At 64.0% G+C, this 12,486-nt stretch carries 8 protein-coding genes; 4 read left to right on the forward strand and 4 right to left on the reverse strand.

Going from position 1 to position 12,486, the window contains the following annotated elements; genetic code table 11:
• The first annotated feature begins 453 nt into the window (after window positions 1–453).
• A complete protein-coding gene (locus ASG03_RS08725) occupies window positions 454–696 on the forward strand; it encodes a DUF2312 domain-containing protein (RefSeq protein WP_110730163.1) in 243 nt (80 codons plus the stop codon).
• Between the two features lie 203 nt (window positions 697–899).
• Here the strand turns inward: ASG03_RS08725 and ASG03_RS08730 are convergent, their stop codons facing one another.
• The 4 genes from ASG03_RS08730 to ASG03_RS08745 form a co-directional block, all read right to left on the reverse strand.
• A complete protein-coding gene (locus ASG03_RS08730; RefSeq protein WP_062693293.1) occupies window positions 900–2,819 on the reverse strand; it encodes a methyl-accepting chemotaxis protein in 1,920 nt (639 codons plus the stop codon).
• A 696-nt stretch (window positions 2,820–3,515) separates the two neighbouring features.
• Window positions 3,516–4,244: a helix-turn-helix transcriptional regulator gene (locus ASG03_RS08735; RefSeq protein ID WP_062475209.1), complete on the reverse strand. Its 729-nt coding sequence runs from the start codon at window positions 4,242–4,244 to the stop codon at window positions 3,516–3,518.
• 187 nt (window positions 4,245–4,431) lie between these two features.
• Window positions 4,432–6,459 (reverse strand): DUF882 domain-containing protein, encoded by a 2,028-nt coding sequence (locus tag ASG03_RS08740; protein WP_062475805.1) that lies wholly within the window; start codon window positions 6,457–6,459, stop codon window positions 4,432–4,434.
• A gap of 229 nt (window positions 6,460–6,688) precedes the next feature.
• Window positions 6,689–8,299: a sigma-54-dependent transcriptional regulator gene (locus tag ASG03_RS08745; RefSeq protein ID WP_062693294.1), complete on the reverse strand. Its 1,611-nt coding sequence runs from the start codon at window positions 8,297–8,299 to the stop codon at window positions 6,689–6,691.
• 296 nt (window positions 8,300–8,595) lie between these two features.
• Here ASG03_RS08745 and ASG03_RS08750 point away from each other — a divergent pair, with 296 nt between their 5' ends.
• From ASG03_RS08750 to ASG03_RS08760, 3 genes are read left to right on the forward strand one after another with little or no spacing between them, the layout of a single operon-like run.
• On the forward strand, window positions 8,596–10,440 hold the full coding sequence (locus ASG03_RS08750) for a M3 family oligoendopeptidase (RefSeq protein ID WP_062693428.1): 1,845 nt from the start codon (window positions 8,596–8,598) through the stop codon (window positions 10,438–10,440).
• Window positions 10,441–10,445: 5 nt separating this feature from the next.
• Window positions 10,446–11,630, forward strand: a complete 1,185-nt coding sequence (locus ASG03_RS08755; protein ID WP_062693429.1) for an aminodeoxychorismate synthase component I — start codon at window positions 10,446–10,448, stop codon at window positions 11,628–11,630.
• Window positions 11,627–12,280 (forward strand): aminotransferase class IV family protein, encoded by a 654-nt coding sequence (locus ASG03_RS08760; protein WP_062693295.1) that lies wholly within the window; start codon window positions 11,627–11,629, stop codon window positions 12,278–12,280. Before ASG03_RS08755 ends, ASG03_RS08760 begins: the two co-directional genes overlap by 4 nt.
• Window positions 12,281–12,486 lie beyond the last annotated feature (206 nt).

Here is a 12,486-nt window from a genome sequence, read left to right on the forward strand (position 1 = left end):
GCTTTGCCAGTTGTCCGCCGTGGGCGCGTGATGAATGATAGCAGACGTCTGTAAGGAAGCATGGAGCAATGCACTCATACTTCTCTCCATAACACGGAAGCAGAGCTCCTCGGTCAAAGCACGTTGCCCAGTCGTGAAGGATCGCAACTACCATACGGGCGTACTAAACTTCAAATAACATCGATTCGCGCCGGAGAGGGGTACCATTTTCGGCGCTCTTAACGAAACCATGCGTTTCAAATCGCGGCTGTTACCGCTACTCTCGCCTCACTGCGTTAGTCAGCGCCTGCGCCACCACCCATGAGTCGGCGTAGCCAGCAACTCACCTTCTTCTTGATGCCAATCGAGTAGGCCCCTGCCTTCCGGCAGGGGTCCAACGGCTGCGCCGAACTGACGGGCTACGCCCGACACTACTTTGGTTTAGATAAGCCTGATGACACCGTAGTAGTAGTCATGGCCTCATCAGGCTTATCTAAAGACATATGGAATCCGCCTAGTCGGCGGATACTTGGTAGGCTTAATTTCAGAATGGTTGAAAACGACGATATCAAGGACGTGATGGGCGAGGCCAAGGGCCGCGGCTACGACACCAAGGCCATCCGCACGATCATCCGCCTGCGCAAGAAGGATGCAAACGAGCGGATCGAGGAAGAAACGATCCTCCAGACCTACATGGCCGCTCTCGGCATGGAATGACCCGGAACGGGACCGCGTGCCGCCGTGAGGAATGGCAGCACGCGGTCATCCGAGAAATGCGGGTCTTCTCTGACGTTAAGGAGACCCCCGCGCAGATCGAGACGCGAATGACGGGATCCCCGGTTCGCGTGCCTGCATCCCGCCACATGCGCCGGGGTCTCGCTGCACCCTTTCCTCAGCTGCGCAGGAATGCCAAGGGCGCATCAAAAGTCCTCCCAGGCTTCGCTGACGGCGGCGTTTCCGGAAAAAGCCGTTGCGACCTTCGCCGCCAGCTTTCTGACGGGTGACGCGACCGGGCGATGCGCCGCACCCGCCGCCATGACGGCAGCGGTCTGACGCAATGCGCCTCCCAGCTGGAACTGGGAAATCAGCTCGCGCAGGCGTCCGCTTTCCGTGGCGAGACTTGCGCCCGCCGCACTGGTCTCTTCGACCATGGCCGCGTTCTGCTGGGTCACCTGGTCCATCTGGTTGACGGCGGTGTTGACCTCGCTGAGCCCGACGGACTGTTCCCTTGCGGATGTTGCAATCGAGTCCATGTGCTGGTTGACGGTGACGATATAGGACTCGATCGTCTTCAGTTCTTCGCCGGTCGCGCTCACCAGCCTGACACCATTCTGCACTTCCAACGATGAATTCCGGATCAGGTCCTTGATCTCCTTGGCGGCCTTCGCCGAGCGCTGTGCCAGTTCCCGGACCTCCTGCGCGACGACGGCAAAGCCTTTTCCTGCCTCGCCTGCCCGTGCAGCCTCGACACCGGCATTCAGCGCCAGAAGATTGGTCTGGAAAGCGATCTCGTCGATCACGCCGATGATGTTGGAAATCTCGTTGGAGGACTGCTCGATCTTATGCATGGCATCGACAGCATCGGCGACGACCTTGCCCGACTGGGCCGCACTTTCATTGGCCAGAACGGCGATCTTTCGGGCCTCGTCGGCGCGTTTGGAGGAATTCGCGACGTTGACAGTAATCTCGTCCAGGGCTGCGGCCGTTTCTTCGAGAGAGGCCGCCTGCTGCTCGGTCCGCTTGGAAAGATCATCGGCACTGGCGCTGACCTCGCGGCTGCCATTGTCGATGGCGCCCGTCGCATCGGCCACGGCGCGCAGGGTCTTGGACAACTGACCAACGGCGGCGTTGAAGTCGGCCCGCAGCGATTCGAAATCGGCCGCGAAGCTCTCGGAGATCTGCACCGTCAGATCGCCTGCCGAAAGCGATCTGAGGCCCGAGGCCAGGCCCGTGGTCGCCTGGGCCATCGCTTCCGCACGCGCACGGTCTGCGGCTTCCTGCGCCATGCGGTCTTTCTCCGACTGCGAGCGATTGGCCTCGATCAGGCGATCGGATTCCATCTTGGCGAGCGCTGTCTGGCGGAAGACCTCGACAGCCGCTGCCATCGAGCCGATCTCGTCAGCGCGGCCGTTGAACGGAATTTCCTTCGCTGTATCGCCGGAAGCAAGCGTCGTCATCGACTGGGTGATCACCATGATCGGCTTGGATATGCCCATCATGGCAAAGGCCGTGGCGCCGCCCAGAAGCATCAGGATGCTTACCGACATGGCAAGCGATATCAACCGGGACAACTCGAAGTTTGCCTGCCCCGCCTCAGTCGCGGCCTGGCCACCCTGATTGTTGAACTCCAGAAGGTCGCGCGTGGTGTCGACGATCCTGTCCGTCACAGGGGTTAACTCCTGCAGATAGGCGCGAACAGCGGCGTTCTGTCCGGCCGCGGACAATTGCAGCGCCTTCGGCAGAGCGGAAATATAGTCACCCACCGCGGTCTTCACCTTGGTGTAGAGGCCACGCTCCTTTTCCGACGCGATGACCGCTTCGTAGGACGTTATGTCTCTCCGGGTGACCTCGATCTGCGCATCCAGCGCTTTCGCAATATCGGCCATGACGGCGGGGTCTTCCGCAATGACGTGATCCCTGATGATGAGCCGCAGTCCAGCGGCATCCAACGCGATCTGGGACGAAATCTGGGCACTCGGCATCCAGTTGGTCGTGATCTCGCGCGTGCCGTCATTCAATGACGACATGCGATTCATGGCGAATCCTGCAAATCCCAGGAAGATCAGGGCGACGACGGCGAAGATCGCCACCAGAGAACCCTTGATTGACGGTCTTTTCATCTCAAATTCCTTAATCGGTTGTCAGCATGTCGAGGCGCCTGCGGGACATCGATCTGCCAAGGGCTTTTTTAGGACAGGTATTTCAGGGTTTATAATATTCAGACCGCAATTCAAGGTTGCGTTAACAGTTGAGACGGGGGGCCCGTGCCGGACGGGTCGCGTTTGTCAGGGTCAGGATTGTCGGGATCAAAGAGACCGAGGGAACCGTGGGTCTTCATCCGCAGTCGGAACCGTCATCATCTCGGCTTCCGCAAGGTGGCGCAAATTTAGCCATCCCTGTTTTAGCGGAATTCCTTTACTTGACGGTTAACGCCGCGTTGCACCCCGACCGCAATCGGCAGTGTGGCGTCGGCCATGGCCTGACGTTCGGGTGTGGGAAGCGTCGGAGACCTGAAGCGCGTTGTGGAAAAAAGGATGCACGCAACGCGCTTGAAGTTCTTTCTTGGATGCATGCCGCTTCCCGAAACCGCTGCACATTTTCGGGAAACGACATGCATCATCGCTGCGCGACAGGTTCACGCCGGTGGGGCCATCGCGAAAGACGCGAGCCCTTGGACCGAGAAGGCCGCGCTGGCATGGCGTACCAAGCCAGGCGGCGAAGCGGGAAAGCAGACCAACGCCGCGCGTCGCAACCGACACGCCGCGTTGCGTGTGCGGCCTGGAGGCAAGGCTCCGGCAGGGGCCAAGGGCCGAACCTCAGTGAATGAGGCTCCGGCGGATCGCATCGGCGATGGCATGGGTGCGGTTGGCTGCGCCGAGCTTCTTGATCGCAGATTTGATGTAGCTGTTGACGGTGTCGTTCTGATAGCCCGTCACCCGTGCGATGCCTTCGCTTGTCAGCCCGTGACTGGCCTGCATCAGACAGGCGACCTCGCCGCGCGACAGCCGCAGATGCGCGGCAGCAAAGCGCTCCATCAGCGGCCGCGACACGGCTGCGTGGACGCACGGTGCGATCAGCGCCAGGAAGGCGATCTCCTCGCTGTCGAACGGCGTCTGGCGGGTGAACATGACCGCGCCGTAGACAAGGGAGGATCGCATGACCGGAACGAGCGTCCGGTTGTGGATGTTGAAGGCAGACGTCACCTGCTCGAGGCGTTCAGGCTTTGGCTGGGTCGCAAACATCTCGGCGTCGGTGACGAGCTCGCCCGCCATCAGCTTCTCGATGAGAGGGTCGATCTCGTAGAGACGCTCGCGATCATAGGCTTCGATATAGGCCGGCGGCAGGTCCGTATCCACGGATGCCCCGCGACCGATGTGGTATCCTTCGAGGTCAAGACCGCTGATCGCGATATGATCGAAAGGCACCGCCCGCCGCAGGCGGTCAACCACAGGATTGGACGTGAAATAGCGATGGCGAGGAACGGTGCGAAGATCGCGCCATTCCGAACGCAACGGCGAGAGTGGCGAAAGCGGCGTGCTGGCCATAACGGACTCCGAATGCCGACTTGCTGTAAGTCTGCAGGGACATTGTCAAATTCGGCACGGCGCCACAACCAAAAGATCTATTTCTAGGGGTTTTTACCGTATAAAGACACAAATGCCCCGGTTTCCCGGGGCATCGATGTGACAATGACGATATTTGCATGTCGGAGACGGGCGTCTGTCCGCAGCGTCAATTGAACCGTTTGACTTCCATGAAGTTGACGGCGGTCCCACTGAATCTTGCCGTGTCCGGGGCCGAGGGGCCCGTCGTGAACCCGGCGGAATAGACGGTGGTCGGCGATGCGCGCAGCGAACTGGAGACGAAACGCGGCGCCTTGACCGGCTTCGACAGCGTCGCCATGCGGCTGGTCGACAGTGCCCATTCCGCAATGATCTTTTGCGTCAGCTTCGGCTCGGTTCGCACCGAAGAGCGATGCGCTGCATCCGCCTGGACCTTTTTCGGACGCGCAGCCTTGACCGGCGCCTCGGCAGGAACGTCGAAGGCATTGCCGAAAGGATCGCGCGGCGCGGCCGATGGGGACGGCGCATAGGAGGCGAGTTCCACCGGCGGCGACGGGCGAACCGGTGCCGCAGCCATGCGGGTTGCGTCCTGCGCCGGCGGCGTTGGACGGGCCGGAACCGATGCGACCGCATCCGGTCGGGCTGCCGGGACTACACCAGAATTGAGGGCGCCAGGATTGCCGGCGCCAGGATTGCCGGCCGTCGGGGCGGCAAGGGCGACCCGGGTCTGGGCAGCCGCTGCATTGTCACGAGGCGCCTGGGCGGTCGCGACCACGGCGGGTGCCGTTGTTGCCGGAAGCTGGGCCGGAACCTGGGTCGGAAGCGGCTCGGCCGCCATGCTCGTCGGCGCACCGGCAACGTCGGCCTGGGCGACGGCCATCAGGGCGGCTTCTCCGGCCGGGCGAAGAGCGGGCACGGGAACGAAGCCGAGCGCCTCGGAATCTTCCGTCATCGCATTGGGATCGGCGCTGGCAAGAAGGGCCTCGCTACCCTGCGGATCGGTCTGGCGCGCCAGAGGCACGGGAACCTTGTAGCTCCGAAGATCGGCAAATTCCTCGCCCGCCGGCGGTGTCGCGGGGAGCGCTGCGGCAAGAGCATCCTGCGCGGCGTTTCTCGGCGGCGCGACAAGCGCCGTCTGGACGGACGTATCGGCTTCCTGGAACGCAGGACGGTTGAGCGGAACCGGCGCCTTGAGCGTCTGCTCGGCAACGAGGGGAGCGTCTTCGGCGCCCTCGACACCGGCCAGAACCGGCTGCTGGACCGGAGCGGCGGCAGGCTTGGTCGTCCGGGCCGGAGCCTGGGAAGGTGCTTCGGAATCGTCGCTGTCGGCACCGCTTGCAATCGCGGTTGCATCCTCGTCCTCGTCGCCGCTGCCAAACAGCATGGCAAAGAGGTTCTTGCCACCCCGCTTCGTGTCGCGATCGCCCGCGCCCTTGGCGCCGCCGCCCGCCACTTCGATGGCGCTGGATCCGACGCGGCGCTTGTAGTCCGCCACAGCCTGCTCATAGCCGGGAAGCGGCGAGCCGTCGGAGGGAAGGTGCATGGTCTTTCCGTCCGGGAACAGGCGAACGAGTTCGCCGCGGCTCATGCGCGGCCAGGCGCGCACGCCACCGACGTCCATGTGGACGAACGGCGAACCGGAGGTCGGGTAGTAGCCGACGCCGCCGACCTGGAACTTCATGCCGATTTCGCGCAGCGTCTTCAACTTCACGTCGGGGAGATAGAAGTCCATCGCCTTGCCGAGCATGTGCTGGCTCTTCTTGGCGACACCCTTGGTGCGCGAGCGCAGCATGCCGTTGGTGGCCGGCGAACGATAGGCGGAAACGACGTGGATGTAGTCGCGCGACCCGCTCTTCTGGTAGACTTCCCAGATGAGGTCGAGAAGACGCGGGTCCATTTTCGTCGGTTCGTTGCGACGCCAGTCGCGCAGCATGTTGTTGACCTGCTGGAGACCCTTGGGATCATAGCGGCCGTTGCGCTTGAAGGTGATTTCGGCCTTCTCGCGGGTATGAATGAAGTAGATCTTGAGCGTGCGGGTCTGGCCGGCAGCTTCGACGGCGGGCACGATGCCAGGGGTCACCATGGAAGCGGCGATCACCAGCGATCCGAGGAGGCGCGGCATGCGACGGGCCCAACGGCTGCAAAGGTCGCGCACTTTGGCGCCGAAAGGCGTTATCATTCCCGACAAATCCTGCAAACCTTCTTCCCCGTCGACGAACGCGCCGCTCCCTGCGGCCATCCAGTTGACTGTCAAATACGGTGACAGCATGGCATTTATGCCACAGTCGTCACTTATCCTTATAATATAGTGAACGGATCACTAACAAGGTCTAAACGACACCGAATGAATTTGACGAAGGCTTGGGGCAAGAATGTCCCGGCAGGCGGCTTTTTCGCACAGCTTCGGGGCGGCTTCAGGGCGGATTTCACGCGGCTTCGGAGAACGGATCGTCGGGGTCGATGCCGTAATCCTTGAGCTTGCGGTAGAGTGTCGAGCGCCCGATGCCCAGCTTGCGCGCCACCTGGCTCATCTGCCCGCGATAGAACTTCAGCGCAAAGCGGATCAGCTCTTCCTCGACCTCTGCCAGCTTGCGGACGTTGCCCCCGGCATCGACGCTCGGAATGGCCTGCTCGACAATGACCGTCTCGGCGGATCGCAACGCCCGCCGTTCGGATGGGGCGATGAACGACCCACCCTGCACCGACCCACCCTGCACCGACCCGCCCTGTGCCGGCCGACCCTCAGCCAGCGTGCCCTGCGGCGCGATGCCGTGATGGGCAACCGCGGCGATCGATGCCCCGGAACGGAACGGTTCGGGTGAGAGATGCGGGACGACACCCCGCGCATGACCCTCGGGAAGGGTGACGGCAAGCTGTGGAAAATCGGCAATGTCGAGTTCGGGGCGTTCCGCCATGACGACGGCGCGATAGATGGCGCTTTCCAGCTCCCTGATATTGCCCGGCCAGTCATAGGCCGTCAGCAGGGCCATGGCCCCATGGCTGACGGTGAGCGTCTTCGGCAGCCGCTGTTCGCTGGAAAAGATCTCCACGAAATTGCGCACCAGCAGCGGAATGTCTTCCTTGCGGCGGCGCAGCGCGGGAATGGCGATGGGAAACACGTTGAGGCGGTAGTAGAGATCCTCCCGGAACCGGCCCTCGCGCACTTCGGTGATGAGATCCTTGTTGGTCGCCGAGATCAGCCGCACATCGACCTTCTGCGGCATGCGCGCGCCCACCGTCTCGATTTCGCCCTGCTGAACGGCCCGCAGCAGCTTGACCTGAACCGCGAGCGGCAGGTCGCCGATCTCGTCGAGGAACAGCGTGCCGCCATCCGCTTCGACGAACTTGCCGGCATGCTTTTCGGTCGCGCCGGTGAAGGCGCCCTTCTCATGGCCGAACAGGATGCTTTCTACCAGATTGGCCGGGATCGCCCCGCAATTGACGGTCACGAAGGACTTGCCGGCCCGGTCGCTGCCGGACTGGATGGCGCGGGCGACCATTTCCTTGCCCACACCCGATTCGCCTTCGAGCACCACGGGAATGCTCGACTGCGCAGCGCGCTTGGCGAGCTCGAGCACGCGGATCATCGCCTCGCTGGCGGACACGACATCCTCGAACCGCACGACGTCCCCGCGGCTGCGTCGACCGGCTGCGCGGGTCGGACGGCCGGACTGCTTCAGCGCATTGCCGAGCGCGACGGCCAGGCGTTCCGGCGACACCGGCTTGACGACGAAATCGAAGGCACCGGCCTGCATGGCGAGAACCACCGTCTCGATGCCGCCCTGCCCGGTCTGCACGATCGCAGGCGTCGAGATATGGCGCTCCGCCAGGGCCGCCAGAACCGCATGGCCATCCATTTCCGGCATCATCAGATCGAGAAGGATGACATCGATGCGCGCCCCGCGGCGCAGCAAGAGCTCGAGCCCCGCGCGCCCGTTTTCCGCCACATGGGCGATATGGCCGAGGCGCTCGATCATCCCTGTCAGGATCCGACGCTGGACCGGATCGTCCTCGATCACGAGTATCTGCGCTGCCATGGAACCTCCCGCTTGACGTCGTCGGCGCGCCATCATGCACGCCACCTTGAGCGTCCATTCCTGGCACAAAGGATTGAACACGGTGTTTGGCGAAACACTTGCATTTTAACCATCGACGACGTTACGGTTCGCCCCCGCGACGGGCCTTGCCAGTGCCCTGCAGCGCGTTCTCCCGGCCTCTGGCCGACCTCTCGAAATGTCCGGCCGCCCCGGTGCGCCGAAGCCAATGAGTGACCGCAATGACCTTCTGCCCCCGGACATCGATCGCCCCCCAGCCCGTCATGAGCCAGCCCGTCATGAGCCCGCCCGACGCCGCGCCCGCCGCCAGTGCGGCCGTCTCCGCAGCGACGGACGCGGCTCTTGGCGATTTGCCGACCTGGAGGCTCGAGGATCTCTATCCCGCACCCGGGTCTCAGCTCTTCCGGAACGATCTGGAACAGGCGGGCGCGGAATGCCTGGCATTCGAGGCGAAGTGGAAGGGGCGCCTGGCGGAGGCCGCCACCAAAACCGGCGACGAGGGCCTGGGAAAAGCCGTGGAGGAATTCGAGGCGCTGGAAGAGCGCATGGGACGGATCGGATCCTATGCCGGGCTGACCTACTACACGGACACGTCCGATCCCGAGGTCGGAAAATTCTTTGGCGATGTCCAGGCCAAGCTGACCGACTATGCGAGCAGCCTTCTGTTTTTCGCGCTGGAGATGAACCGGATCGATGACGCCGTGCTCGAAGCCGCGCTTTCGGCCGATGCCCGCGCCGCGCATTACCGCCCCTGGATTGCCGACCTCCGGATGGACAAGCCCTACCAGCTGGACGACCGCCTGGAGCAGCTGTTTCTCGAAAAGTCCATGACCGGAGCCGGTGCGTTCAACCGCCTGTTCGACGAGACCATGGCCGCACTCACCTTCACCGTGGAGGGCGCGGAACTGCCACTCGAGCGCACGCTCAGCCTCCTCCAGGAGAGCGACCCGGAAACGCGCCGCAAGGCCGCGCAGGCGCTGGCCACCACGTTCAAGGCGCATATCCGGACCTTTGCGCTCATCACCAACACGCTGGCCAAGGACAAGGAGATCTCCGACCGCTGGCGCGGTTTTGCCGATATCGCGGACAGCCGGCATTTGGCCAACCGGGTGGAGCGCGCGGTCGTCGATGCCCTGGCCGAAGCTGTGCGCGCGGCCTATCCGCGCCTGTCCCACCGCTACTACGCGATGAAGGCGAACTGGCTCGGCATGGAGCGGATGAACTTCTGGGACCGCAACGCGCCGCTGCCGGAAGCGCCGAACCACGTCATTCCCTGGAGCGAGGCGCGCGAGACGGTGCTGTCGGCCTATGCTGCCTTCGATCCGGAGATGGCGGCCATCGCGCAGCGCTTCTTCGACGGCGGCTGGATCGATGCGCCGGTGCGGCCGGGCAAGGCGCCGGGTGCCTTCGCGCATCCGACCGTGCCGTCGGCGCACCCCTATGTGCTCGTCAACTACATGGGCAAGCCGCGCGACGTGATGACGCTGGCCCACGAACTCGGCCACGGCGTGCACCAGGTCCTGGCCGGCGGACAGGGCGCCCTGATGGCCTCGACGCCGCTGACGCTCGCGGAAACCGCCTCCGTTTTCGGCGAGATGCTGACCTTCCGCGCGCTCCTGGAGCGCACGACGGACCGGCGCGAACGCAAGGCGATGCTCGCCCAGAAGGTCGAGGACATGATCAACACGGTCGTGCGCCAGATCGCCTTCTACGAATTCGAGCGCAAGCTGCACACGGCGCGCAAGAACGGCGAACTGACGCCGGAGGCCATCGGTCAGCTCTGGCTGTCCGTGCAGGCCGACAGCCTCGGACCGGCGATCGCGATCTCGGAGGGCTACGAGACCTACTGGGCCTATATCCCTCACTTCATCCATTCGCCCTTCTACGTCTACGCCTATGCCTTCGGCGATTGCCTGGTGAACTCGCTCTACGCCGTCTACGAAAAAGCCGAGGGCGGATTTCAGCAAAAATACTTCGAGATGCTCAAGGCCGGCGGCAGCAAGCATCACAGCGAACTCCTCGCACCCTTCGGCCTCGATGCCACGGACCCCGCTTTCTGGGAAAAAGGCCTCTCGATGATCGAAGGCCTGATCGACGAGCTGGAAGCGCTGGACGCCGCGTGATCGCCATGACGCCGCAAACGTCCGTGCTGACCGACCCCTTTGTTCTCTTCCGGGACGACACGACGCACACGGTGACGCTCTTTGCCGAGCCGCTGGAGGTCATCACCGCCCGCACCGCCGCCGAGGTCCTCCCGGCGCTGGCCCGCATGGAGGCAGCAAAGGCGCAAGGCCGCTGGCTGGCGGGGTTCATGGCCTACGAGACCGGCTATCTGTTCGAGGAACGGCTGGCGGCGCTCGCGCAGGAGGGTGGGGAAACCCCGTTCCTCTCTTTCGGCGTCTTCTCCGGACCGGCCGACGCCGCCCATCCCCTGGCCGCGCCACGCCGGCGGCGCGACAACACGCCGTTTCTGGCCGCGCCCCGCGCCGCCTGGGATTTTGCCACCTACCGCGACCGTTTCGACAGGCTGCACCGGCACCTGCGCCAAGGCGACTGCTACCAGGCGAACCTGACGATGCCGATTTCCGCCCGCTGGAACGGAGATCCGCTCGACGCCTTCTGGTCGCTGATCGAACGCCAGCCGGTGCGCTACGGCGCACTCGTCAGGCTCGACGGCCCGACACTTCTGTCGCGCTCGCCGGAATTGTTCTTTGAGGTTCTGAACGGCGCGATCGAGACGCATCCGATGAAGGGAACCGCCCCGCGCGGCGCGTCCGCGCTCGAGGACGCGGCGATCGTCGCGGCGATGCTGGCCGACGACAAGACCCAGGCCGAAAACCGCATGATCGTCGATCTCCTGCGCAACGACATTTCGCGGATCACCGAGGTCGGAACGCTCGACGTGTCCCGTCTCTTCGACATCGAGACCTACCCGACCGTGCACCAGATGGTCAGCCATATCCGCGCGAAACTCGTGCCCGGCGTCGCCATCGCCGATATTTTCAGGGCCCTCTTTCCCTGCGGCTCGGTGACAGGCGCCCCCAAGATCCGGGCGATGGAGATCCTGCACGGGCTGGAAACCGGGCCGCGCGACGCCTATTGCGGCGCCATCGGCTTTATCGCGCCGAACGGCGACATGCGGTTCAGCGTCGCCATCCGCACCTTGTCGCTCTTCGAGACAGGCGAGGCCGTCTTCAATGTCGGGGGCGGCATCGTCTATGATTCCACCGCCGAGGCGGAATATGCCGAGTGCCTGCTGAAGGCGCGCTTCGCGCTCGGCGACGAAGCCCCTGCGCTCGGCCTTGCGTCGTGACCGAGCTTTCGCTGATCGAGACATGGCGCATCGAGCCATCCCCTGGTGGCAACCAGCCGCTCGAGACGCGCATTCCGCGTCTGCGGCTGCACGTCGCCCGCCTGTCCCGGTCTGCCCGACGCCTCGGCTTTCCCCTGCCGCCGGATCTCCTGCCGCGTCTGGAAGACGCCGCTGCGCCGGCGATCGCCCCCGCCCGCGGCCGGCTGGAACTGTTTCGCGACGGCCGGCTGGAGATCGCGGTCGTCCCCTTCACGCCGCAGCCGGCCGGAACCGTCTGGCGCCTGCGCGTGGCCGAAACCCGGCTGGCCTCGTCCGACCCGCTACTGCGCTACAAGACCAGCCGCCGTGCCGTCTACGATGCCGCGCGCGCGGAATGGCCGGCCGGAGACGCCGACGAGATCCTGCTGCTCAACGAACGCGGCGAGCCCTGCGAGGGAACCATCACTTCGCTGTTTCTCGATGACGGCTCGGGCCTTCTCAAGACGCCGCCGATCGCCTGCGGTCTGCTTGCGGGTGTGTTGCGAACGGAGCTGATCTGCGCGCGCCGCGCGCGCACCCAGCGCCTGACGCTCGACGACCTCCGCAAGGGCACCCTGTTCATGGGCAATTCGCTGCGTGGTCTCATTCCCGCCCGGCTGGTCGAATCCTGAATGGTCCGGCCGGCACGGTCGGCTGGCACGGTCGGCTGTCTCTCGGCCCGTGCGACAGGCTCTTGGCACCGGCAAAGCCTTCATTTAAGGGGTGTTGGAAAGACGCTGCCCTTTATTGTGACATCGAATTATGATCTAGGGCGCGCAGATTGCCTGGAGCCGACCGAACCCGGATCGGCTTGCCTCGAAAGAAAACGTTCAGGAGA

Source organism: Rhizobium sp. Leaf341 (genome assembly GCF_001424325.1).
Classification (GTDB): domain Bacteria; phylum Pseudomonadota; class Alphaproteobacteria; order Rhizobiales; family Rhizobiaceae; genus Ferranicluibacter.